23 protein-coding genes and 1 pseudogene are annotated in these 26532 nt (G+C 33.5%); 10 read left to right on the top strand and 14 right to left on the bottom strand.

All coding sequences use genetic code 11. The annotated features are described in order from the left end of the window. Positions 1–16: 16 nt before the first annotated feature. Positions 17–757, top strand: a complete 741-nt coding sequence (locus tag KA856_RS00345) for a cyclase family protein (protein ID WP_210138359.1) — start codon at positions 17–19, stop codon at positions 755–757. A gap of 454 nt (positions 758–1211) precedes the next feature. Next, on the top strand, positions 1212–3113 hold the full coding sequence (locus KA856_RS00350; RefSeq protein ID WP_107384162.1) for a diflavin oxidoreductase: 1902 nt from the start codon (positions 1212–1214) through the stop codon (positions 3111–3113). A 330-nt stretch (positions 3114–3443) separates the two neighbouring features. Here the strand turns inward: KA856_RS00350 and KA856_RS00355 are convergent, their stop codons facing one another. Further along, entirely contained in the window at positions 3444–3605 is a 162-nt protein-coding gene (locus tag KA856_RS00355; RefSeq protein WP_181187411.1) for a hypothetical protein, read from the bottom strand. Positions 3606–3929: 324 nt separating this feature from the next. On the opposite strand from KA856_RS00355, the gene KA856_RS00360 reads away from it, so the two are divergent. The 3 genes from KA856_RS00360 to KA856_RS00370 are packed head-to-tail and all read left to right on the top strand — an operon-like array spanning position 3930 to position 5294. Beyond that, positions 3930–4370 carry a LytTR family DNA-binding domain-containing protein gene (locus KA856_RS00360; protein WP_107386045.1) on the top strand — a complete coding sequence of 147 codons (441 nt, stop codon included), beginning with the start codon at positions 3930–3932 and terminating at the stop codon, positions 4368–4370. Then, positions 4367–4837, top strand: a complete 471-nt coding sequence (locus tag KA856_RS00365) for a DUF3021 domain-containing protein (RefSeq protein WP_107386046.1) — start codon at positions 4367–4369, stop codon at positions 4835–4837. The genes KA856_RS00360 and KA856_RS00365 overlap by 4 nt, the downstream gene beginning before the upstream one ends. After that, the gene (locus KA856_RS00370) at positions 4830–5294 is read left to right on the top strand and encodes a DUF4188 domain-containing protein (protein WP_107384165.1); all 465 of its coding nucleotides are present in this window, start codon (positions 4830–4832) and stop codon (positions 5292–5294) included. The genes KA856_RS00365 and KA856_RS00370 overlap by 8 nt, the downstream gene beginning before the upstream one ends. A 195-nt stretch (positions 5295–5489) precedes the next feature. Here KA856_RS00370 and KA856_RS00375 read toward each other — a convergent pair whose 3' ends face one another. From KA856_RS00375 to KA856_RS00410, 8 genes are all read right to left on the bottom strand, one after another. Continuing rightward, positions 5490–6674, bottom strand: coding sequence for a thiolase family protein (locus tag KA856_RS00375; protein WP_107384166.1), 1185 nt, complete (start codon positions 6672–6674; stop codon positions 5490–5492). 34 nt (positions 6675–6708) lie between these two features. Beyond that, complete coding sequence (fadB, locus tag KA856_RS00380; RefSeq protein WP_119535724.1) at positions 6709–8964, bottom strand: 3-hydroxyacyl-CoA dehydrogenase/crotonase FadB; 2256 nt, start codon at positions 8962–8964, stop codon at positions 6709–6711. Positions 8965–9008: 44 nt separating this feature from the next. After that, positions 9009–10217, bottom strand: a complete 1209-nt coding sequence (fadE, locus tag KA856_RS00385; RefSeq protein ID WP_107384168.1) for an acyl-CoA dehydrogenase FadE — start codon at positions 10215–10217, stop codon at positions 9009–9011. A gap of 72 nt (positions 10218–10289) precedes the next feature. Further along, positions 10290–11816, bottom strand: coding sequence for a long-chain-fatty-acid--CoA ligase FadD (fadD, locus tag KA856_RS00390; protein WP_107384169.1), 1527 nt, complete (start codon positions 11814–11816; stop codon positions 10290–10292). An 18-nt stretch (positions 11817–11834) separates the two neighbouring features. Beyond that, positions 11835–13409, bottom strand: coding sequence for a fatty acid degradation protein FadX (gene fadX / locus KA856_RS00395; protein ID WP_107384170.1), 1575 nt, complete (start codon positions 13407–13409; stop codon positions 11835–11837). Between the two features lie 355 nt (positions 13410–13764). After that, complete coding sequence (locus tag KA856_RS00400; protein ID WP_107386048.1) at positions 13765–14112, bottom strand: MerR family transcriptional regulator; 348 nt, start codon at positions 14110–14112, stop codon at positions 13765–13767. A gap of 46 nt (positions 14113–14158) precedes the next feature. Beyond that, the gene (locus KA856_RS00405; protein WP_107384172.1) at positions 14159–14479 is read right to left on the bottom strand and encodes a hypothetical protein; all 321 of its coding nucleotides are present in this window, start codon (positions 14477–14479) and stop codon (positions 14159–14161) included. A gap of 33 nt (positions 14480–14512) precedes the next feature. Further along, entirely contained in the window at positions 14513–15271 is a 759-nt protein-coding gene (locus KA856_RS00410) for an SDR family oxidoreductase (RefSeq protein WP_107386049.1), read from the bottom strand. 518 nt (positions 15272–15789) lie between these two features. Here KA856_RS00410 and KA856_RS00415 point away from each other — a divergent pair. Next, positions 15790–16695, top strand: a complete 906-nt coding sequence (locus tag KA856_RS00415; RefSeq protein ID WP_210123073.1) for a PhzF family phenazine biosynthesis isomerase — start codon at positions 15790–15792, stop codon at positions 16693–16695. A gap of 265 nt (positions 16696–16960) precedes the next feature. On the opposite strand, the gene KA856_RS00420 is transcribed toward KA856_RS00415, so the two are convergent. From KA856_RS00420 to KA856_RS00430, 3 genes are all read right to left on the bottom strand, one after another. Then, positions 16961–18337 carry an MFS transporter gene (locus tag KA856_RS00420; protein ID WP_394862910.1) on the bottom strand — a complete coding sequence of 459 codons (1377 nt, stop codon included), beginning with the start codon at positions 18335–18337 and terminating at the stop codon, positions 16961–16963. A gap of 121 nt (positions 18338–18458) precedes the next feature. Continuing rightward, entirely contained in the window at positions 18459–19259 is an 801-nt protein-coding gene (locus tag KA856_RS00425) for an HAD family hydrolase (RefSeq protein WP_107386052.1), read from the bottom strand. Positions 19260–19343: 84 nt separating this feature from the next. Further along, on the bottom strand, positions 19344–20228 hold the full coding sequence (locus tag KA856_RS00430) for an AraC family transcriptional regulator (protein ID WP_107505073.1): 885 nt from the start codon (positions 20226–20228) through the stop codon (positions 19344–19346). 105 nt (positions 20229–20333) lie between these two features. Here KA856_RS00430 and KA856_RS00435 point away from each other — a divergent pair, with 105 nt between their 5' ends. Beyond that, positions 20334–21251, top strand: a complete 918-nt coding sequence (locus KA856_RS00435) for a DMT family transporter (RefSeq protein WP_107386054.1) — start codon at positions 20334–20336, stop codon at positions 21249–21251. Between the two features lie 186 nt (positions 21252–21437). Here KA856_RS00435 and KA856_RS00440 read toward each other — a convergent pair whose 3' ends face one another. Continuing rightward, positions 21438–22862 (bottom strand): APC family permease, encoded by a 1425-nt coding sequence (locus KA856_RS00440; RefSeq protein WP_107386055.1) that lies wholly within the window; start codon positions 22860–22862, stop codon positions 21438–21440. Positions 22863–23156: 294 nt separating this feature from the next. After that, positions 23157–23456: a hypothetical protein gene (locus KA856_RS00445; RefSeq protein WP_107384176.1), complete on the bottom strand. Its 300-nt coding sequence runs from the start codon at positions 23454–23456 to the stop codon at positions 23157–23159. Positions 23457–23839: 383 nt separating this feature from the next. On the opposite strand from KA856_RS00445, the gene KA856_RS00450 reads away from it, so the two are divergent. The 3 genes and pseudogenes from KA856_RS00450 to KA856_RS00460 all read left to right on the top strand — a co-directional run bounded on the left by KA856_RS00450 (position 23840) and on the right by KA856_RS00460 (position 26225). Next, the gene (locus tag KA856_RS00450; protein WP_040030384.1) at positions 23840–24076 is read left to right on the top strand and encodes a FeoA family protein; all 237 of its coding nucleotides are present in this window, start codon (positions 23840–23842) and stop codon (positions 24074–24076) included. Continuing rightward, positions 24069–26063, top strand: a pseudogene (feoB, locus tag KA856_RS00455) (ferrous iron transport protein B). Before KA856_RS00450 ends, feoB begins: the two are co-directional and overlap by 8 nt. Positions 26064–26075: 12 nt before the next feature. Continuing rightward, on the top strand, positions 26076–26225 hold the full coding sequence (locus KA856_RS00460; protein WP_107386057.1) for a FeoB-associated Cys-rich membrane protein: 150 nt from the start codon (positions 26076–26078) through the stop codon (positions 26223–26225). The last annotated feature ends 307 nt before the right edge of the window (positions 26226–26532 follow it).

Raw genomic sequence — 26532 nt, forward strand, 5'->3', positions numbered from 1 at the left:
GACGAAGGTGATATCAATGAATTATCCACTATGGGAGCAGTTAGAACAATTAAAAACTTCAACATGGGTAGATTTAACCCATACATTTGATGAAACCATTCCATGTTTTAGTGAATTTGAACGCGCAAAAGTCTCTACACTATTTAATGTTGCTGACGATGGCTTCTATGTCCAAAATTGGAATATTGTGACTCAGTATGGGACACACATAGATGCGCCGATACATTTTGTCGAAAAAACACGCTATCTTCATGAGATTGATTTAAAAGAACTCGTATTACCACTAGTTGTTTTAGATTTTTCACAAGAAGTAGCAGCTGATGCTGACTTTATTTTAACGCGTGAGCATATTAAGCAATGGGAAGCTGAACATGGTTCAATCGAACCTGGCACTTTTGTTGCCTTTCGTAGCGATTGGTCCAAACGATGGCCAGATATTGAACGCTTTGAAAATAAAGATGCAGAAGGACAACTTCACTTACCTGGTTGGGGCTTGGATGCCTTACAATATTTACTAGAAGATAGACAAGTCAAATCTATCGGCCATGAAACATTCGATACAGATGCTTCCATAGATGTTGCCAAAAATGGTGATATTGTCGGTGAGCGTTACGTATTAGGTCAAGATACTTTCCAACTTGAGTTACTAACGAATTTGGATCAACTGCCTACACGAGGTGCCATTATTTATGCTATTAGTCCAAAACCAAACAAAGCACCTGGATTTCCAATACGTGCCTTTGCTATCAAACCATAAACATGATGCGAAACCGTCCATTTCGCCTCTATAATATGAAACTTATAAAACCTAGCCATTATAATATATAAGAAATTGAGCACTTCTTATATTGATATTTCTCTTTTATAAATAATAAATACATTCTAAAGTATGATCATGTTGATACGTAACTATTTGAAATGATACTACACAGATCATTATCATTTGCTGTTTATAGAAGCCAACATATTAAATCATATTACCAACTTAATTGGGGCGGGAATTTGATATCAAATACCATATTTGATTTCTATCCCGTCCCACTTTTATTGAATAAATACATAGGTCATAAGTTGGATTTTTGACAGATGATAATCTCTATCATTTAAAAAATTAAAATCAATGTTATACTTCAATTAAATTCTATTATATAAATAGCGTGTTATTGTTCATGCTTTACTATAAATTTTTAATACAATACGAGGTGACCTTTTTGGAATTAAATAGAACAAATTCCCCTTTTGATGAAAATCAATTGGAACTTATACAACAACTCATGCCAACACTGTCATCAAATCAACAGTCTTGGTTAAGCGGCTATTTGCTTAATGCTTCTACAGATGAAGGTGACCCATTACAATATACTGATCATCCTGAACCATCAGAGCACTCAAACGCAACAGCTGAATCAACATCATCCATTCACACAACTACTGCTGAAGCACCAACAGAAGATACGTCACATTCGACAATATCTACAGATGAACCCATCGAAGTTAACATTTTATTTGGTACAGAAACAGGCAATGCTGAAGAAATTGCTGATGAATTTGAAACGAAATTAAAAGAACACGATTTTACAGTTCACACGTGGGAAATGGATGACTTTCCTCAAGAGGACTTATCGAAAGTTAACCATGTGTTTATCATTACCTCAACGCATGGCGTGGGTGAACCTCCGATTAATGCGTTAGATTTTTATGACTACCTGCATAGCGATGAGGCACCAGATTTAAGTCATTTAAACTTCTCAGTACTCGCGTTAGGTGATCAAGATTACCCTGATTTCTGCCAAGCAGGTAAAGATTTCGACAAAATCTTAGGTGATTTAGGCGGTCATCGTTTAGCTGATCGTGTTGAATGTGACTTTGATTTTGAAGAAGTGTCTGAGCAATGGATTATTGACATGCTTGAACTTTTGTCTCAAATGTCTCCCGGTAGTCAAAACAATGAACCCAAAGATGAAGATGTTGTTGTCGAAGAACCACAAGCAGCTTATTCAAAAACACATCCATTTTATGCTGAAATCATCAAAAATAGTGTGTTAACTGAACCAACTGCTACCCGTGAAGTCAGACATCTTGAATTATCTTTAGAGGGATATGGCGAAGCCTATGAACCTGGAGACAGTTTAGTAATTATCCCTAAAAACAATCCAGAACTTGTAGCAGAAGTGATCAATACATTGGGTTGGGATAGCACAACAACCATAGATATAGACAATAACGGCAATAGTGCTACTATACAAGATGCACTTACGAATGAGTTTGAAATTGCTAAATTAACACCATCTATATTAAATAATGCAGCTGCATTATTTGGAAATCCTATGCTAAATGCAAATGTACAAAACAAGGAATGGGTGCAAGATTATATTTATGGCAGAGATTTCATAGATTTAATTAAAGATTTTACACCTGTCGCGCTGTCACCTGATATGCTAAAAGACTTATTAAGAAAACTGCCACCTAGAGAATACTCTATTGCCAGCAGCAATCAAGTAAACCCACATACCGTCCATATAACTGTACGCGTGGTTAAATATGAAGCACATCATCGTGAACGCCATGGCGTATGCTCTGTACAACTTGCAGATCGTACACAATTAGGCGATAAATTACCTGTTTATCTTAAAAAGAATCCAAATTTTAAATTCCCTTATGATGAGCAAACACCAGTCATTATGATTGGAGCAGGTACTGGCATTGCGCCTTACAGAGCATATCTCCAACAAAGAGAACATTTAGGACTTAAAGGAAACCAATGGCTCATATTTGGAAACCAAAATGTTGATGCAGATTTCTTATATCGTAATGATTTAGAATTATGGCTAGATCAAGGCGTGCTTAGCAAACTAGATTTAGCATTTTCAAGAGATACAGAAAATAAAATCTATGTTCAACACCGAATTGAAGAAAATGGGGCAGATTTTTATCAATGGCTAACAAATGGTGCAACCATTTATCTTTGTGGTGACAAAGAAGAGATGGCAAAAGGTGTACACCAATCCTTTGTCAATGTACTCATTCAGCACGGTAACTTTAATCAAGCACAAGCAGAAGACTATTTAACAGAACTAATTAAAAATCAAAGATATCAACGTGATGTTTATTGATACTTGCGCCAGACACTACGCTATCATCCCATCGCTTTTAATCCTACAACCACCTCAGCGATTACTTTAAAGTCAATCGTACAGAAAATAGACAAACCCTTCGCATTAATTTGCGAAGGGTTTGTTTATTTTCTATTTATATCGTTTTTCAAATAGGACTTTTCCCCTTGAACTAATCTTTATTCGTTAATTTCATTATTTAATGCTTCTTGAAAATGGAGTGTGTCCTTCTCAGCTAATTCAGTAGTATACTTATTCTTATTTGCATTTGCTTTAATATGCATAGAATCAATAAATAAAGATGAGTGATCTATTAAATTGTTTTGATAGCTATTTCTTATATTTTCTCAAATATTTGTCTTCGACAAGTTCATATACAAAATTTAAATCTAATATCTCATCGACTTTACGTAATAAATGACTATTAGCGACTAAGTTAAAGATAGAAATCATTTCATATTGATCTCTTTTATCAATTGATTTATTTAACATAATAAACACCATCACTGCTTAATTTACATATATTATCATATTGGCAGTCATTTATGCCGACTCCTGCGGGAATAGCACTAGCCGAAGACTACAGGCTAAGGCAGTGCCCGCGGAAAGCGTGTATAAAAAACTGCCAACAAATTCGGAGACTTTGTCGACAGTCTTAGCAATTACTTTACAGTTAATCGTATTGAGGTGGTTTTTTAATGCTAAATGTACCGTTAATTATGCCATTTAGCATATGATTACGACCACTTATCCATTTAGTATGGTAACCCAGACATATATTTGTTTTACTTATCATAAGAAGGAGGCGAACTGAGCATGGATGTGAAAGTAATATATAATCAAAATTTAGACAACAATCAAATCATCATTGAAGTAAATGAGCACACTGAACACGTGAATGACATCGTTAACTATATTAACAAATTATCTAAAACCAAATTATTTCCCGGAAAATATAAAGGAGAAACACACTTTATAAAACAAGAAGACATTATTTCATTTCGCATAGAAAATAAAATCTTAACTATGATTACTACAGATAAACAATTCACCATGAATCAACGACTATACGAAATCAAATCTCAACTCAACACCTATTTTTTACAAATTTCTAAATCTGAAATAATCAATATTAATTATATTGATTATTTGAAACTCAATAAAAATGGCACAATTGAAGTTCGTTTTACTAATAATGATTTCACTTATTCATCAAGAAGGTACTTACCATTAATCAAGGAGGCATTAAAATTATGAAACGTTTATTACACGGCGCAATCACAGGTATTACTATTGGAGTTATAATTTCGTTATTGTTTTCAACTATTTTTTCACATAGCTCATTTCATCCAGTTTCTCCTGTCTCAACAATGGGTCATTTATACTTTCAATATTTAAGTGAATTACAAACGATGTTTATCGCAGTTACCATCTGGGCATTAATTGGTATTACATTCAGTTTTGGGGAACTCATATTTTCAAATTCTAGAAAATCTTTATTATTTAAAACTTCACTTCATTTCACCTTAATGTTCGTCATCATGCTACCTTTAGCAATACTAGCGGGCTGGTTTCCACTTAAAGTTTCAGCTTTATTATCTTTTGTCGTCATCTATACCATTGTCTATTTTATCATTTGGTCAATAGAAACGAAGCGTAACCAACAAGATATCAATGAGATTAACGCTATGCTTTCAAAAAGGAAGGATGAAAAACATGAATAAAGGTAGATACACTGTAATACCCAATTCATCGGTCACAGTTTTTCTAATAGGGCTTCGTATAAACAAATGGCATAAAATTCATAAATGGTTACCTGTACTCTTATCTATGCCACCTATGCTCAGAGAATTATCAAAAGACCAAACGCTGGGTTGTTTATCTTTTGAAATGCTATTTAAATATCGTGGTGTGATGATTGTTCAATATTGGGAATCTAATGAAAAATTACTTTCTTATTCAAAAATGCCTGTACATTTAAAAGCGTGGCGGCGATTTATGAAAGAACTTAAGCATAATGATGCTGTAGGTTTTTATCATGAGACTTATAATGTCGATGCGAACCAATATGAAAATATTTATATAAATATGCCAGATTTTGGTTTAGGAAAAGCGCGTAAAAATGAAAAAGTAACCAAAGCTACACACACTGCTAAACAACGCTTACGTACACAAACCTAACCTACCAATACTTATCATGTCTTATCGCTATAGATATGATAAGAATATGCTAAAATAATTTTTGGGCATAGAAATGCTCCCTCCAAGTTTCATTTTTTAAATGTCACTTTGAAGGGAGCATATTAATTGTCCTAGACGCATTCCTAACAAAATATTAATATTTCAGAGTTTTATTACTACTTAATCTTTAAATTATTACCTTACATATTCAAAGATACCTGCAGCACCCATACCAACACCGATACACATTGTAACCATACCATATTGTGTATCTGGGCGTTTTTTCATTTCTGAAAGTAATCTGCCGACTAACATCGCACCCGTAGCACCCAATGGATGACCTAAGGCAATTGCACCGCCATTAACATTTGTCTTTTGAGTATCTAAACCTGTCTCTCTCATTGAAGCGATTGTTTGAGATGCAAAAGCTTCATTCAACTCTACTAAATCAATATCATCTACATTCAAGTTTGCTTGTTTTAACACTTCAGGAATTGCATAGGCAGGCCCAATACCCATCAATTTAGGATCTACCCCAACTGCTTTAAAGCCTACGAATCTTGCAATCGGTTCTACGCCTAATTCCTTCACCTTTTCTCCTGACATAACGACTACAAAGCCTGAGCCGTCAGTCAAGGGTGCCGAGGAGCCTGCAGTCACTGTGCCATCTGCCTTAAAAACAGTGGGTAATTTAGATAATGCTTCTTGATTCGTATCTGGTCTAATCAATTCATCATCTTTAAATACTTCCTGCGATACGACTGGGCCATTTTCATTATAATCTACTTTATTTACTTCAATCGGAATAATTTCATCTTCAAATTTACCTTCTGCTTGTGCTTTAGCAGCACGAGCATGACTTTGTACTGCATAGGCATCTTGATCTTCTCTAGAAACCTTATAAGTTTCAGCAACCATTTCAGCAGTTAAACCCATCGGATAAGAAACACCAGAATCTTCGTCTTGCAGAATTGGGTTATTGGTCGGTTCATTGCCTCCCATCGGTACTGCACTCATTAGTTCAATACCTCCGGCAACAAGAATGTCCGCTTGGTCCGCTTTAATTTGATTTGCTGCATGTGCAATCGTTTGTAAGCCTGAAGAACAATAACGATTGACTGTTTGACCTGGTACTTCATTAGGCATTCCTGCTAATAAAGCAATCGTTCTAGCAATATTTTGCCCTTGCAAGCCTTCTGGAAATGAATTCCCAACAATGACATCTTCAACCATATTAGGTTCAAACGAACCTCCAACTCTTTCTAAAACACCTTTCAATACTTTTGCAGCAACTTCATCAGGTCTTTCATGAGTCATTGCACCATTTTTTGCCTTACCAGCTGCTGAACGTCCATAAGCTACTATATATGCATCTCGCATTTAGTTTCACCCTTTCTTCTATAATGTTCGATTATTAGTTGCGTAGTGGTTTTCCTTTTTCTAACATATGAGAAATTCTATCGTATGTTTTTTTATTTTGAAGTAATTCTAAGAATCTTTCTTTTTCAAGTTTTTGTAAATATCTTTGATTTACATAGGTGTTACGTGGAACATCTCCACCACTCAGTACTTCTGCAACCTTCAATGTTATTTCATAATCGTAATCACTAATAAAGTGACCTACACGCTGTGCATCTAATTGACCTTCTGCTAAGGCTTTAAAGTCTCGGCCTAAAGCGATGTATTGAGATTTTGGAAGTGGTACATAATTTGCTTCGGATTCATAGCGCGCACGTTTCAATGCAATTTCAATACGTCTTTCGGTATTTAAAATAACCGTATCTGTTTCTTTTAAATAGCCATATCTCTTAGCTTCATAAGCATTTGTAGACACTTTAGCAAAACCAATCTGCATTAAAATTTTAGTAATAGACGCTTGTTTATCATCATTTTTATGATTTGTACGCATAATGCGATCCGTGAGTTCTGCGAGTCCGCCACCTGCTGGCAATAAACCTACACCTGTTTCTACAAGACCAATGTAAGACTCACTTGACGCTACAACAATTGGTGAATGTAGTACGAGTTCGCAACCACCGCCTAATGCACGTCCTTGAACAGCTGTTACAACAGGTTTCAATGCATGTTTCAGTCTCGCAAATACATGATGTAATTGTTCGACCGCTTCACCTACTTCAGAAACTACTTTTCCGTCTTCATGTGCTTTCTTCATTTGATATAAATTAGCACCTACACTAAAGTTGTTACCGCCTGCGTAAATCACCATGCTCGTAAAGTCTTCATTTTCAAGCTTATCAATAGCTTCTAATAAGTCAGATAAAAAGCTATTTGAAATGACATTATTTTTACTTTGTAATTTTAATAATAGTTGATCTTTATTCGCTATAGATAAATTAGAATCCGATCTATCCCACAACTCTGAATCGATATAAGCTGTTACTGGTGTTACGCGTTCAATAGATTCACCTTCAGCATAAAATGCTTCGTTGCGTTGCTCAATCCAATCTGGTAATTGACCTAATTCTTCTTTCATACGAGATTTAACACGTTCATATCCCATTAAATCCCATAATTGGAATGGTCCTAATTTCCAGTTAAAGCCCCAAACTAATGCGCGATCAATATCTTTAAAATCTTCCGCAGCTTTTGGTACATTCACTGCTGAATAGTAGAAATTATTTCGCAATGTTTCCCATAAGAATACGCCCGCATCATCTTGCGCATTAAAGATAACATCTAAATTTGAGGCAAGATCTTTACTAAAGCGACCTAAAATTTCTAATTGTGGGTGTTTAGGTTCAACATAGTCATTTTGCTTATCATCATATACATAACGCTGTTTATTTACTTTTTTATAAAAACCTTGTTTTGTTTTATTACCTAATGCACCATTTTTTGCTAATTTTTCAGAAAGTGCTACATCCTTGAAGAATGGTTGCTCTTCTGGAATTTTTTGTAATCCTTTGATCACAGCCATAGCAATATCTAATCCTACTAAATCAGATAACCCATATGTTCCCATTTTAGGTCGACCAATACTGCGACCTGTTAATGCGTCAACTTCAGTAATAGAGAAACCTTGTTGTTCTGCTCGATACATAATATCATTCATTGTTTGTGTGCCGACTCTATTGGCAACAAATCCAGGTACATCGTTTGCTACAATTACACCTTTACCTAATACATCTTCTGCAAAAGCTTGTACCCGTTCGACAACCTCTGAATGCGTTTGTTTATTTGGGATAACTTCCACTAATTTCATTATTCTTGGTGGATTGAAGAAGTGCATACCGAAAAATCTTTCTTTATCACTATCGTCAAATACCTCTGCAATTGCTTCAATTGGAATACCTGAAGTATTTGTTGCAAACACTGCATCGTCATTTGCTACTTTTTTAACTTGATCCCAAATTTGATGCTTTATGTCCACTTCTTCTTTCACTGCCTCAATATATATATCTGCATCATCATCTTGTAAATCTTCATTGAAATTACCATATGATAAGTTTGAGGCAAATGATAAATCAAACAGTTGTGGACGTTTAGGATTTGTTATTACTTCATAAGCCTTTTTCGAGATTTTGTTTGGATCATTTTCATCAATGACAATATCCAATAATTTAACTTTTAAGCCTGCATTTACAAGTAGTGCAGCAATTTGACTACCCATTGTTCCTGCACCTAGCACTGTTGCTTTTCTTATCGTCATACTAAACCCTCCAATTTTTTCATTAACCATTTAAGCATAAATTTTTATATAAATGCGGAATCTCCTGTAATTGCTCTGCCGATAACCAGTGCGTTGACTTCGTGCGTACCTTCATATGTGTATATCGCTTCTGCATCCGCAAAGAAACGAGCAATATCATACTCTCCAGCTAAGATACCGTTACCACCATGAACACCACGACCCATAGCTACAGTCTCTCTTAATCTTAATGAATTCATCATTTTAGCTGTTGAAGTCGCTACTTCATCGTATTCACCGTTAGCCTGCATACGTGCGAGCTGTGCGCATGTAGCCATGGCTTGTGCTAAGTTTCCTTGCATCATTGCCAATTTTTCTTGAATGAGTTGGAATTTACTAATTTCTTTACCAAATTGTTTACGTTTTGTTACGTAATCTGTCGTTGCTTTCAATGCACCGGCCATTGCACCTGTTGCCATATATGCAACACCTGCACGTGTTGAATATAAAACTTTCGCTATATCTTTAAAACTATTGATATTTTGTAAGCGTTGTTCCTCTTTGACAACGACATTCTTCAAACGAATTTTTGCATTAGGTACGATTCTTAGTGCAATTTTATGTTCTAACAGTTCAATTTCTACACCTTCTTGGCTTGGTTCAATAATGAAGCCTTTAGGTTTTCCTGTTTCAACATCTACGGCATAAACTGGCATAACATCTGATACATTTGCTCCACCAATCCATTTCTTTTCACCATTAATAATCCATTCATCGCCTTGACGTTTTGCAGTTGTTTCTAATCCACCTGCGACATCAGAGCCATGTTCTGGTTCCGTTAGTGCAAAGCAAGTACGTAATTCATGCGATTGTAACTTTGGTAGGTAATATGCCTGTTGCTCTTTACTACCGCCAAACCAGAATGAATTATGCCCTAATCCTTGATGCACACCTAGCAACGTTGCTAAAGATACATCAAATCTTGCAATCGTATATGACATGAAAAATTGGAACATTTGACTCGGTGTACGAGCGCCTTCACGTCCTTCAAAAAGCAATGGATTATTAAAATAGTTAAGTTTACCTAACTCGTTAAAATAATCTTCTGGCTCAGTGGCATTTAACCAATGTTCATTGACAGAATCACGATACTTTTCTTCTAACATGTCATTCAATTGTTTTAATAATTTAACTTCACCTTCTGTTAAATCTTTTCCAATACTTAAAATATCTTCTGGGTACAATGCTTTTAATGTTTCTTCTTTTGTTGGCATAATAAAAACCTCCATTTTTTGATAGCGCTTACATTTATAGTAAAAAAATTTTGTGCTTTTCAGCATTTTATTTTAATTCAAATCGTCAACATCTTTTGCTTCTTGTTGGGCTTTCTCATTCATGTATTTCTGAAGTTCTAATTTGTCTGCTTTTGACGTTGAATTCAATGGCATGTGTGTCAATTTCAGATATAATCTCGGTATTTTATAACCAGCTATATTTTCACGCATATGCGCATCTAATTTTGCTTCAAAATCCGGGTCATCTTCGGTAAGTACAACTGCTGCAGCAACTGATTCACCATATTTAGGACTGTCATATCCAACGACAACACCTTGAGCTACGAGTGGGTGTTCTGCTAATACCGTTTCTACTTCGGAAGGTAAGACATTTTCACCACCAGTAATAATCATTTCTTTACGACGATCAACAATATAGACATCACCATCTTCGTCTACTTTTGCTAAATCACCTGTTAAGAAATATTCGCCATGAAATGTTTTTGCAGTTTCTTCCGGTTTGTTCCAATAACCAGGTGTTATATTATTACCGCGAACGCCAAGTTCGCCAATTTCACCAACTTCTACTTCTTCAAAATTATCATCAAATATACATATATCCATAAACATGACCGGCTTACCAATACTGCCTGGTTTCTGTGCACCATTCTCAGGTGTATTCACCATGACAAGCGGTGCTTCAGTTAAACCATAACCGTTAATAATTGAATAGCCTAAGCTATTAAATTTCTTTTGTACCATTGGTAAAGGTGATGAACCACCTTGAATTAAGAAATCGATACTTTCAAAGTTTTTTAGATCGAAATTTTCAGCTACTAACATGGCATAATACATCGTTGGAATCTGAATTAAATAATTAGGTTGGTACTGAGCCATTAAATCATTTAACGCTTCGCCATTAAAGTAACGCTGTAATATCAGTGTGCCGCCAGCCATTAATAAAGGCAGTGTCAAATCGTTAAATCCTAAGACATGAAACATTGGTGTGGAAACAATTGTTGTATATGTCGAGTTAATTTTATAAGTCAGTGCTATATTAATTGGGTTATTTACAAAAGAATCGTATGAAAACATAACGCCTTTAGGTAGCCCTGTCGTACCACTTGTATACATTAATGACGCTAAATCGCTTCCTTCCACACTAACAGTATTGAATGGGCGGTGTTGCGAAGGATCTACTATTTCATCGTATGCTTTTGAGTCAATATCCATGTGTAGCAAATCATCTGCAATACCTTCTAAACTTGAAACATGCTTCTCAGCATAAAAAATGAGTTTGACATTGGAATCTTCAATCACACTTTTTATTTCCTGTGTTTTCAAACGCCAGTTAATTGGCAAGTATACAGCACCCAATTTAAATGAAGCGAACATCAAATCTAATAATGCTACATCATTAGGAGTGAATATACCGACGACATCACCACGTTTTACACCTTGATCTTGTAAATAATTAGCTAAATTTTCTGCACGAATATTCAAATCTTGATAGGTCCATTCTGTGCCTTTGAATGGGTCAATCACTGCGGCTTTTTCATCGTCAAATGTCGCTCTCGTTTTAATCCAGTCGTAGTTCATATTTTTCTCCCCCTTAGTTTAAATACGATAATCCGACTTTATTGCATCAGACAATCCTCCCCACTTATCTTGATAGATATCGCTATTCATTTCATTCAAATGTGTTGCAATGAGCGGCTTGAATTCCATATTTGCTAGAACATCCCGCTCTAAATCAAGACCTGGAGCTATTTCAATGAGTTTTAATCCTTGTTGTGTAAGTTCAAATACAGCCCTTTCGGTGACAAAGTACACCTCTTGATCAAGCAAAAACGCATTTTCAACATTGAAATCGATATTATCAATTTCATTGATAAATTTTGGTATATGACCTTCTTGTTCTACATTTACCTTGCGCTGTTCATAACTTAGTTGACCCCCGACAACTAACGAACCGGAAAAGACAATTGTTTTTACCGTTTGACTTATGTCGATAAATCCACCACAGCCATTCATTTTATTGCCAAATTTTGAGACATTTACATTACCTTTGGAATCTACTTGAGCAAAACTTAGAAATGCTATATCAACACCTCCGTTATAAATGAAATCCCAAGTCATATCGTGTCTCATACGTGCACTTAAGTTATAGTTCATACCAAAATATTTTCCGCTGCTAATCAAACCACCAAACACGCCTGTATCTATATTGGGCTGTACTAAATTATTAACGCCTTCTTCAGTTAAAAGATTGGATAACTCATTATTTATGCCAAAACCAATACTGATGACATCACCTTGAAGTAAAAATTGAGCAGCACGTCTCAAAATTACTTTTCGAGTGTTCAATGCTATATATGGTTCTCGCATCTCTGTAATTTGATAATGTCCTGAAAGTGCCGGATCATAATACGTTTGAATCACTTGTCTATGATATTTTGGATCACGGTTCACCACAATATAATCTACTAATTTACCAGGTATAAACACTTCATTTGGATTGAAACGACCACTTTGAATCACTTCTTTAACTTGAACAATGACTTTACCCTTATTTTTATGCGTAGCTGCTGCTAAACTAAAACCTTCTCCTAAATGTGTCTCATGCTGCATGTAAATATTGCCCTCTTCATCAGCATATGTACCTCTTAGTAAAGCTATATCAATATCTGGAAAACGGTAGTTCAAATAAGTGTCATCATTTATATTTATTAAAGAAACTAAATCATCAGTCGTACATGAATTGACTTTGCCACCTGAATAACGTGGATCCACGTTTGTATTTAATCCAATTTTAGTAATCGGACCTGGAAAAGCTTCCGTACTTCCACGATAATGTGTGGTTATTACACCTTGAGGCAGGAAGTAAGCCTCTATTTCATTGTTTTGCATTGCTTGAATCGTTACTGGTGAACCAGTAATAATACTCGTGATTAATCGTTTGACCATACCCCTTGAAACAAATGAATCTAAATCATAACTGTCTCCTCTATAATCACTAATATCATTTGCAAGCATGAACGTTAAATTATTAAGTGATTGATCTTCATCATATTGTTCGACTAACGTTTTAAGTATCTCAGCTGGTAAATTTGCTGTAGATAAGGCTGCCAGAGCTATAACATCACCTTCATTTACGATGTCTTTCAAATCTGAAAATGGAATAATTTTCATACAGTTTCTCCTATCTATGTTTAATCCAACTATTAAAGTTTTGAGTTATAAATATCTCCTTTCTTTATGTATGTAAGCCCTTACATGTAATATACCATTATTTTTGAAATTTATGCAAAAATTTTAAATTTTACGTTTATAGTGAATTGTGAAAATACGCACAACATCTGCTGTGACAGTTTTAGAAGTGGGTTAAGAAAAATATGAAAATAGTTGAACGAGGGGTATATAAATCAAATAGTTTATCAAAAAAGTAAATATGTCTTAAGATGATAAAAAAGAATCTGGGACAACATTGATTCGTCCCAGATTCTTTTTTATCGTATAGATTTTCTCTCTTGTACTGTACTTTTATCTATTCATTCTCCAACAATTTAAATTTTTTTTCTAGAGTTTGAAGTCCTTGATCTATAATCTTTTTTTGTTCAATTAAATTTTTTTGATGTTCCAAAAATATATTTTTTCGCTTCGTTTTTGTGTCACTTCCTTGATGATATAACTCCGCAATTTCTTTTAACGTTGATATGGGCATATGTGTCTGACGCATACATTTTATAAATTCAATCCAATATAAGTCTTCTTCTGAAAAATCTCTATAACCATTCTTATTTCTCTGAACAAATGGAAAAAGTCCTGCTTTATCATAATATCGAATGGTATGTTCACTGATGCCTAAGTTATCGGCAACTTGTTTTACTTGCATAATTTACCTCCTAAAAAAAGGTGACTTTATAAAGTCACCTTTTTGTCTATTTCATAAGTTGAACCAGTAAATCTTCATAGTCATTATCAATGATAGCTTCAAATCCAAATGTCGATGTCATATCGTTCTTTAATGACTCCACACTGTTATAACCAATGTGTTCAGGATCATCTATATTTAAACCAATGCCTTTAATATCATTATGGAATAAATTATTTTGATGCGATAGCTCAATAATCTCTTCAGCTAATGATTTAACGTAATTATGACTTGGCACAGATACACTTTTTTCATCTATTACCTTTGTTTCTGTAATAATTTTGATATCTGTTTCTTTCCCTTTAAATATTGCTAAAAAGTAATTCATATCAAAATGACCTCCTCATGATTAATAAGTAAACTAGCGTGTCGTATAACCGCCGTTAGCAAATAATGTTTGTCCGTTGATCCACCATCCATCTAAAGTTAAGAAAATAATAATTGGCGCGATGTCTTCTATTTTTGTAAGTTGGTTATGAAGCGCTTGAGATTTATGGAATGCTACAGCATCTTCGCTTTCTTGTGGATAGAAGAATGGCGTATCCATTGGTCCAGGAGCGACCGCGTTTACTGAAATGCCTCTATCCATAAACTCTGATGATGCTGCACGTGTATAATGCTCAACAGGCGATTTGCCTCCAGCATAAGTTGAATAAAAGCCTGTGTATGCAGCAAGCAATGCAGTGGCTAAAGTGATGATTTTACCATTATCATTCATAGATTTTTCAGCATATTTAATAAAGAAATAAGCTGATTTCGCGTTGATGTCTGCCATACTATCAAATTCTTCTTCAGTCGTTTCTGAAATAGGTTTTTTAAGCACTTTACCAACAGTATTTATTGCAATATCAACTTTTCCAAATGTCTCTTCAGCATGTTGAAATAAAGCTTGGACATTATTAACGTTTGTCAAATCACCAGAAAATAATGTACCTTCTCCGCCTAAGTTTTCAACTTTTGTAAGTGTCGCTTTTGCATCATCTAAAGATTTTTCATCATGGTGATGGATTACTAATTTGGCTCCTTCTTTAGCGTAAGTAGTACTTAATAAACCACCAAGGTTCTTAGCACCACCAGCAATAACTACAACTTTGTCCTGTAGACTATTAAATTTACCCATATTATATAACCTCCTTTGAATATATTCCAACCATAAACCTTAGAGTGCGATATCAAGCAAGAGATTATTGAAAAATACTAATTATTTTTTGTGGTATCTTTGTATCATTAGGATGTGCTGTAACTATCCAATTATAAATATTTATGTTATTTATACAATGGTTTTTACATACTGTTGGCATATTCTTATATAAATCGGTATATTTTTGTTAATTCGACAACTCAACTTACTGATTTTAGTAAATAAGATTCACAGATGATTAAGTAAATTAAAATCGAAAACCACGAAATTGTGATTAGAGAAAAATAGAAATACAATTATTCAAAAGGTAAAAGAGTTGTATAAATGTGCAAAATAGGAATAAATTAATTTTCCAAGTTCTTTTGTTATTTTTAAAAAGTAAAAATAATCTGATAAAATATTTTACTTTTTACAATTATAACCAGTAAAACATTGCTAAGCAAACTCATGTAAATTGTTCTACAATTTATAGAGAATTAAAAATCAGGAGGAATAAGATGGTCAAATCCGTGCAGGTTTATCATTACGATTCATTCAGTACAGAAGCCAATAAAGGGAACCCTGCTGGCGTTGTATTAGACACAGAAAATTTAACAGATTGGGAAATGCAAGAAATTGCATCGAGAGTTGGGTTTAATGAAACTGCGTTTCCTGTTAAATCTGATAAGGCAGACCTTAGAATACGTTTTTTCACGCCAGGTCATGAAATGAACCTTTGTGGTCATGCAACAATTGCCACGATCTATGCTTTAAAAGAAAAACAATTACTAAAAAATAAAAACGAACTTACAATTGAAACTAAGGCAGGCATTTTAACTATTAGAATGAATGTATCTCATAATGACCAAATATATATCACTATGCAACATGCCACACCACAATTTGAAACATTCCATGGTTCTAAGAAAGCATTAGCTTATGCGCTAGATATCGAGGAAGAAGATATCGACGAAAATTTACCAGTTTTATATGGAAGTACAGGTGTTTGGACACTACTTGTTCCAGTGAAAAGTCTAGCTGTTTGTCAGAAAATGAAACCCAACAATGCCCTATTCCCTTCTATATTAAACGAAAAGCCTAAAGTGTCTATTCATCCATTTTGTTTTGAAACATATCATCCAGATTCTAATATGCATGCGCGTCATTTCTCTTCACCTTTCTCTGGAACAATAGAGGATCCAGTTACTGGAACAGCTTCTGGAGTTATGGGGGCTTACTTTGTTAAATACATATATAACATTTCAGACAATCCACTCAATCTTATCGTTGAACAAGGCCAAGAAATTGGTAAAAACGGTAAGGTGAAGGTTAGCGTTACTTTTAATGATAATGAATGGGATATAAAAATAACTGGAACAGCCGTTAGCGTTAAAACATTTATTGTTCATTTAACTGATGCGTGATTGAAATCAACATAATAAATATAAATCATATAAGTTATAGAATTAGTGATAACTATAGATTCCACATTATAAATAATATAGGATAAGCATCAATAGCCGTAACTGATTGTTTAAGTAATTTAAAAGTTTAAATCATGCGCTTACCAAACATATATATTCAAATTCATTATAACTGCAATATAAAAGGACCAATCCATAAGATAATGGATTAGTCCTTTTTTTTAAATATGAAATTTATAGCGCAGTATCATTTATAAATAAATGCTTAAGCTTTTATATTTTTAGGTATAATGATTTGAGTCAGAATCACACCAACAATCATAATTGATAAACCTGTTAAAAATGAAGTAGTCGCAGCTACACTAGCACTATGGTTGACTTGTACTGCTGCAAAAATAGTTGTGTTAAGCGCAATTCCTAGCGCGCCACCTAGTGTTGCACACATTTTGTAGATACCTGAAGCTAAACCAACTTTTTCATCAGGTATGGTTAAAATTGCAACTGTAATTCCTGGTGTAGCACATAAACCATTTCCTATAGCACAAATGACAAAGCCAAACACGACAATGCCTACGTACCAATCTGTTGGTAATACAGTTAAACTAATAAACATAATTCCTATTGCTGGAAATAATGGTCCTACTAATAACAGTGGCTTACCACCAAAGCGTAAGGATAATTTTTCTCCTAAACGGATCATCACAACTGCCATAATGACATAAGGTACAGTCACAAGACCTGCTTGAAAGGCATTTAACCCTAACTCTGTCTGCGCATACATATTAAATACTGTTGTTGTACCTACGCCAGAATTGAGTACAACATTGATCATTGAAGAACCCACAAATCCACGGTTTCGAAATAGTGAAAAATCAATGAATGGTGCATGTTTTTGTCTTTCAAAGAATATAAAGACAACTGTAGAAAGTACAAAAATTACAAGACACATAATTGAAAAGGTGCTGAACCATCCTTGTTCAAATCCTTGTGTAGCAAATAAAGTAATACTTCCTATTAAAACTGCAAATAAAAACATCCCAATATAATCAAATGGTCTTGTGTCAATTTTTTCTTTTTCTACTTCTTCTGTTCCCCACAATAACCAAAATGCGATAATTGAAATAATAATAGAGATGATAAAGTTAGATTGCCAATTGACATATGTAGCTATCAATCCACCAACCATCGATGCTAAACCGATACCACCAACACTACCAATCATCAAGTAGCTAAATGCTCTACGCATTTCCTTACCTTTAAATTGCTCATTTATCACGCCTACAGTAGAAGGAAGTAAAATAGCCGCAGAAAGTCCTTGCAGCATACGTCCTACCAATAAGAACGCTGTCACACTAGATACAATAATGAGTAATGAGCCTAAAATACTAAAAATGATACCAATATAAGTCATTTTTAGTTTTCCTATTTTATCAGAAACATCACCTGCACCTACCATAAAAATACCAGTAGCAAATGATGCTAAACTGACAGATAAGTTAACAACACCTGGTGTTGTTTGGTAGGTATTTTGAACCTGTGTAGATATATTAATAAACGATTGGGCAAAAAGCCAATACGTTAACACACTTAACACAATAGCTAAAATCAATTTGTTGTTTGATTGTTGCTTTGTACTCACGATGCATGAGCCTCCTCATCTAAATATTGCATATAAAAATACGCACTAGATAGATATTATCATACAAAGTACAATTTATTTTATGATTTTTTACTATTTTTCTAATTCAATTAAAAATTTACTTTTATTTGAATCCTAAAAGTAAATTTAAAGTTTGTACAACACCATCTTCATTATTATTAATTGCAATTAAATTAGCCTCTTTTTTTAATTCGGGATAGGCATTATCCATTGCGACTTTATATTTGGCAGCTTTAAATAAATCTAAATCATTATATCCGTCACCAAATGCAATAGTTTCTGCAGGCGTAATTTGAAGTAAATTCTGAATTCGATTAATTGTGGTTCCTTTATTCACGCCCAAGTCTGCAATATCAATCCATGCCTCATCTGAAGCTACGATATAAACGTCTTTTTCAAAATGTTTTAGACGGTCGGCAGTCTCTTTACAATGACCACTTGCATCATGAACTGTAATTTTTAATAAATCTTCTTCAATATCGTTATAATCTTTAATATAGTTCACATGTTGATAAGAACCATGCACGTGCCTTTTCTCTGACTCCGAAATATTGTCTAACACATAAGCGCCAGTTTTTGAACAAGCCAGAATAGTTTGTGTATCATCAATTTCCCTTATCGTATCAATAATTTCTTTTGCTTTTTCATTTTCTATCTCTGCATTGTAAATAAAATCTCCATTATATTTAATTCGTGTTGCACTATCACCTACAATAAATGTATTTGTTGCGAGGTCTCCTACGATATTTTCCACACGTTCACATTGTTTACCAGTACAAAAAACAAAGCGGATATCTTGATCTGCACAATTTTCCTTTAACAGTTGAAAAGTCTCACTATTAAATTGGCTGTCATCATTTAAAAATGTGCCATCCATATCTACGACAATCAGTTTAATATTCATAAAAAATCCCCCTTTATTTAGCATTAAACTCATTTTATCTACTTATCATTATAATTAACAATTTTTCTAATAAACATTGAATCATTACTTAGTGGCAATTTGCTTTTTCTGAAACTGTTTTGGTGTTAACTTGTATTTTTCTTTAAAAACTTTTATAAAATAACTCGTTGTTGAAAAACCACATGCCATTGCAATATCTGTAATTGTGTAGGGATATTTACTACGCAACATTCTTACGCTGTGCTCTAATCGTAAATTCACTAAGTATTGCATAGGGGTTTGGTTTACATAGTATTTGAAGCATCTAACCGTTTCAGATTTACTCATATGAATCTCTTCACTTAACATTTGTAATGAAATTTTCTTGTGAAAATGACTTTGTAAAAACGTCATCAGTCTTTTAATACGGTAGTCAAAATAGTATCGTTTTTGTTCATTTACTACTGCTGAATGTAACAATAACCATTTTATTGCTTTATAATATTTAGCAGTAATCTCTAGTTCAAAATATAAATTTTGATTTTCATATATTTGCCCAGCTGAGTTAATAATCTCTATAAGTTCTTGTTGCTGTTTGTCATCTTGAGATAAGTATATATACGGCACATGATGTGCTTTATTCATAATTTCTGACACATAATTAAATTCTACATAATTGGTAGTTTCTGGTATCTCAATATTCCAACAAAAATACTCTGTATGCGACACTTCACTTGTTAACTCATGCACAACATTTGAATTGATAAAAAGCCCGTCACCTTTTTTAACATTAAATGTGTCGTCACCAATTGAAACATTGAGTGCTCCATTAATCACATACATGAATTGCAATGCGTGGTGCCAATGTATAGGAATGTAGCCAAATATCGTGCGATTTAAATACGTATGTAAAATAATATGTTTCCATTGTTTATCAGGAAATTGTATTAACTCTTCTCTTGTATTTTCTACGATAATTTCTTGATACATAAATTAGACACCTCAATATTTTGCTATTTTAAGCTTATTTTTATATATTATATCGCTTATTTTCACGCTATAGTATGAATATATTAATATTTAACAGGTGAGTATATGGTAAATGAAACAAAATTTCGAATCGTAGGTATTTTATTAGCTATTGTAGGAGCATCTTTTTGGGGACTCGGTGGCACAGTATCAGATTTTCTTTTTCAACAAAGGGACATTGATATCAATTGGTATGTAACTGCGAGGTTATTAATCAGTGGCTTCTTCTTATTAATGATTTACAAAATAATTAATAGAAAATCTTCATTATTCGATATATTTAAAAATAAACATAGCCTATTCCAACTTTTTATTTTTTCAATTTTTGGTATGTTGCTCGTTCAATACGCTTATATGGCGTCTATCAATTTCGGTAATGCGGCAATCGCTACTTTACTCCAATATATAGCGCCAGTATATATCATTATTTGGTATGTTATCAGACGTAAAGAGCGCTTTAAACTTTTTGATTTGATCGGGATTGTCCTTACATTATCAGGTACCTTTTTGCTACTAACCAACGGATCTTTTAGTAAACTTGTGGTATCTACACCGAGTGTAATTTGGGGGATTATATCTGGTTTAGCACTTGCATTCTATACACTTTACGCAACACAATTATTAACTCGGTTTCCGTCTATTTTAGTTGTCGGTTGGGCAATGTTAATTTCAGGCATTGTCATGAATTTCAAAGCACCTATATGGCAGTTTGATTGGTCCAATTTAACAGGATCGACTGCACTTTATTTAACTTTTGGTATTATTGCCGGAACTGCTATAGCATTCTTTTTCTTTATTGAAAGTTTAAATTACTTATCAGCAAAAGAAACCACACTTTTCGGCACAATCGAACCTGTTATGGCCATATTAGCAAGCGCGCTTTGGCTTAATGTTACATTTCGTAGTTTTCAACTTATTGGTATTCTACTGATTATCGTACTCATTTTAGCTTTATCCTTAAAAAAACAACATAACATAGAATAAACAATTCAACTTAAACTCAAAACATGATATATAAACTTATAAGATGCTGTGATAGCCAGCATTATACTTTTTATCCTACTACCAATTAATAATATCTATAATACTTTACACACATTAAAAAAACGCTCTCTAAAATAGACACTAAAAAGTGAAAATTTTAAAGAGCGTTTTATTATCTTTAACATATTAATTTTTGATGTTTTTAAGATTTTTTAAAATATACAGTACATAATAAATGATGCCGATACAAAACCAAATCAATGTATAGATCTTAGCCTGACCACTTAATCCCCAGAACACAATAAATACACAAATAAATATAATCACTGGCATCACTGGGTAAAATGGCAATTTAAATGCTGGTTCTGGTAGGTCATGGCCTTCTCTTTTACGCAATGAAAAAATACCTACTGTAACAAACATAAACGCTACAAGCGCACCTGCTGAAATTAATTGTGCTAAAAAGCCAAATGGAAAAACAGAGCCAATAATAATTGCAACAATCGATAGTATGATTAATGCACGATTTGGTAAATTTTTATTATCTAATTTTCCTAACCAAGACGGTAAGATACCATCTCTACCAAACGAATAAAGCAAGCGAGAACCTGCCATCATCATACCAATTAAAGCAGTAAACATACCAATTACTGAGACTGCCTGCACTATGACCGCAACAGTACTATGTCCACTCATACGTAAAGCCCAACCTACTGGCTCAGCATTATTTTTATATTGCGCATAATCAAACATCCCCACTAATACAAGTGAAACGACGATAAACAATGTAACTGCAATCAGTAAAGAGCCCAAGATTCCTCGTGGCATTGTTTTTTGCGGATTAATCGCTTCACCAGAGTTTGAAGCAATAGAATCAAACCCAATATAAGCAACAAAAATGACAGAGCTACCTGCATATATACCCTGCCAGCCACCAAACGCGCCTGCTGCAGTTTCACGGTACTCTGGAATAAAAGGTATGTAATGACCAATATCAATGACTGATAAACCTACGATTATAAATAAGAGAATAGCCAATACTTTAAGTATCACGAGTGCATTTTGAACACGTGCCGCTTCTGACGTTCCTCTGTATAGTAATATCGCCGTTATAATCACCACGACAGCTGCTAATAAATCAATGATACCTCCGTCTGTACCGAGAGAGTTAGATAATGAATTAGGTAATGATATATGAAAAGGTTCTAGTAAACCTCTCAAATTAGCTGAAAATCCTGATGCTACAAAAGCCACAGCAATTAAATATTCAGCAATTAAAGCCCAACCTACAATCCATCCGAAAAATTCTCCAAACAATATGCTAATCCATGTATATGCTGATCCAGCAAAAGGCATAACAGATGCCATTTCTGCGTAAACAAATGCCACCAAAGCTGCTACAATAGCTGCTACTAAAAAGGACAAACTGACTGATGGACCTGTGTGATCAGCAGCTACAACACCAGGCAATGTAAAAATAGCAGTAGAAACAATTGTACCTACACCTAAAGCTAAAAAGTCTCTTATTCTTAACGTGCGCTCTAAATGAGCATCTTTGTTTTGAAATTTAGAAATATCTTCTTTTTTGAAGATTTGTTTTAAAAGATTCATTAATTTTCTCCTTGCTAATTATGTACAAACACGTATTACAGTATAGTGATTTTTAACTATAATGTACATATCCTTTTAAAAAAGAATCTTTAATAAATTTATGATTATTTAGCTTATAACTATATTCGTTTAATGTTTGTTACTTCTAATGTTTTATACCTTAATATAGCGCACCCTAAGTCTTACCTATATTTAAATACAAAAAAGACTATCGATACAGCAGTTAAATAGCTTTATCAATAGTCTAAATGGTTAACCTTCAATCTTTATTGTCTTTGGTTACAAATACATTATTTATGATTTCATTCGGTTTAACACTTCTTGCTGAATTGTCTTTAATGCTTCATTATAGGCTTTATTCGTACTCTCCTGTGCATTTATAATTAGGAGATCAATCAATTCAGCATTATTTTTTTCACTCACTTCATGTTCAAATTGATGTAAATGTTCTTCAGATGTTTTCGCATTTTGCTTTTCAATTTGATAATATTGGTCAGCTCCCAAACCACCTTCTTCAATCATGACAGAAATCCCACTTGAGCGCGTTTCATTTAAACGTTTTACTTTTATGCGTTTATTATCACGGATAACCATTTGAATCCCTCCTATCTCAATATGTAAATCAATTTTAAAAACACATATTTTATATAACGATTCATGATTCATATCCGAAGCTCAAAAATTTTGAACAACAGTCAATCATCAAACCATCTTTTGGACTAAGGTCATGTCATCTCATATTCAGGAAATTATTGTTTAACCTAAGTGTAATATTACATTGTATTTATATCAATTTCTTTGCTCATTTATTGGTCATTTATTTTTCAAAAGCAAAAAATTAACCCAATATATGTTACGTACAATAATGCTTAACAAAACATTCACAAAATTATATTAAATTTACTTCTATTATTTTTGATAAAATTGTATAATTGATAATGATTATTATTATCTCATTATAAGAAAGAGTGAGTTTTATGTTAAGCATAAAAAGTGGAGACTTAAAAAAGAATTACAAAATCAAAGAAATGAACATTAAAAATCAACACATGCGCCATCGATTAAATGCACTTGGTTTAGTGAATGGTACTAAATTAAAAATTAAGCAAAAGTGCCTGTTCAAGGGTCCTTGTATATTAGAAGTGAATGGTCAATGTTTAAGTATTCGTGGTTGTGATGCATGTCAGATTGAATTAGAGGAAGCCAATGACTAATAGTTATTGTATTTTAGGAAACCCTAACGTCGGTAAAACATCTTTATTTAATGCATTGACTGGCACATACGAATATGTAGGAAACTGGAGTGGCGTAACTGTAGAGAAAAAAGTAGGGCGCCTCAAACAACATGTTGGAAACCTAGTTGATTTACCAGGCATTTATGAATTGTCACCTATTTCTAAAGACGAAATGGTTGTGACGGATTATTTATTGAATAATTCATTTTCTGGAATGATTAATATTGTAGATGCAAGCCAATTAAAACGTAACTTACAACTAACCGTTCAACTCATGGAATTAGGTGCACCTTTAATTATTGGATTAAATATGGTTGATGTTGCTACAAAACGTGGTATTCGTATCAACCAACAAACACTTATGAAAAAATTAAAATTGCCATTACTACCTATCATAGCAAGAAATGGTAAAGGGACGCATCAATTATTAGAATCTTTGAAAGACAATGGCTTATCAAAAAACAGACCATTGAAATTAAATTATGGTAAGAACATTGAAGATACGATATCACAAATTGAAGCACATTTAACATCAAGCACCTCTATTGATAAACATTTAAGACGCTTTATATCAATACAATTTTTATTAGAGAACCCAAAAATTTATGAATTTCTAGATGATACTGTTTTGAAAGAAATAACATTATTACGTCAAAATTTATCAGAAGAATTAGATAATTCTATACGTGATGAGATACAAGCAATACGCAATACATATATAGACAATATTTTAAAAGATACAGTTGAATATCCTGATGAGGAACGACAATATTTCACGCATCAGATAGATCGCATTTTAACAAATAAATATTTAGGCATCCCAATCTTTTTAATCATTATGTAGTTGATTTTCCACGTTACTTTCACTTGGATCGGTACACCTATATCCGACGCATTAGATGAATTTTTAGGTGGCACCTTTACGGATACGGTATCAAACTTGATGGATAAATTAGGTCTCGTTCCATTTTTACAAGATTTAATCAATGACGGTATTATTGCTGGTGTAGGTGCAGTACTTGTATTTGTGCCACAAATACTGGTGCTTTTCTTCTTTATTTCTCTTTTAGAAGACTCTGGTTATATGTCTCGTATTGCCATATTAATGGATCGAATTATGGAATACTTTGGTCTTAGTGGTAAATCTTTTATACCAATGATTATAGGATTTGGATGTAACGTGCCAAGTATTATGGCAGCACGTAGTATTGAAAGTGAGAAGGAAAGACTTACAACGATTTTGATTGCACCATTTATGTCTTGCTCTGCGAGATTACCCGTTTACGCATTGTTTGTAGGTGTGTTTTTTGAATCTCATCAGGCACTCATCGTCCTAAGCTTATATGTACTTGGTATTGTTGTGGCTTTATTAACAAGTGTACTATTAACGAAAACGGTATTAAAAAATGATGACTCTGTATTTATCGTCGAATTGCCTACTTATCGATTACCATCAGTCAAAACACTATGGAGAAGTACATGGGAAAAGGCTAAAGGTTTTGTTAAAAAAGCAGGAACATTTATCTTTGCTGGTTCGGTAATTATTTGGTTATTGAATTATACAGGTCCTGGCGGTTTCAATGTAGACGTTAATGATAGCTTTTTACACTCAATTGGAAGTTTCTTTGCTGTATTAGTTGCACCATTAGGTTTTGGTTCATGGCAAGCGGGTGCTACATTAATACCTGGATTCTTAGCAAAAGAAGTTATCGTTAGCTCGATGGCAATTATCTAGGCATCAGACGAAGCTGGTCTTGTAAACATTATACAAAGTCATTTCACACCATTATCGGCATATTCGTTTATGATTTTCATCTTGTTATATATACCATGTTTATCTACAGTCGCAACCATTCGCAAAGAAACATATTCTCTTAAATGGACTGTACTGGCTGTAGCATATCCATTAATCACTGCATATTTACTTTCGTTTGTCTTTTATCAAATCGGATTATTATTTTATTAAGGATGTGATTTAATGACGATTATTATCAATGTAGTTATCTTTTTAGCTATTATTAGTTATGTTGTTTTTACATTATTCAACTTTTTCAAGAAAGCTAAAGCTGGTAAATGTAACTCTTGTGGCTCTAAAAATGGGTGTCATACAGGAAAGAAAACATTATAACTACCTGTCACGTTAGATAAGTTCATCAATTTTTGTAAAAGTGACAGCATACTCAAATCTTTTCATAATGTTTGATTCACATCAAAAAGATAAAATAAGAAAGCGCTAAGTTTTGAAGTATTTGTAAAAACTTATGCTACTTTACAACTAAATACGCAGTTCTTTATTTATTATAATTTTAACTATAAAAAAGAAATAGGGAGATTACTATCCCTGATTCAAACATAAACGTCAATTTCTATTACAATGATAGGCATTGACGTTTGTTTTGTTGCTATAGAACATCGGTACTCATTGCGTGACTATA

It is taken from the genome of Staphylococcus sp. GDB9P120P (genome assembly GCF_017893435.1).
Taxonomy (GTDB): domain Bacteria; phylum Bacillota; class Bacilli; order Staphylococcales; family Staphylococcaceae; genus Staphylococcus; species Staphylococcus cohnii.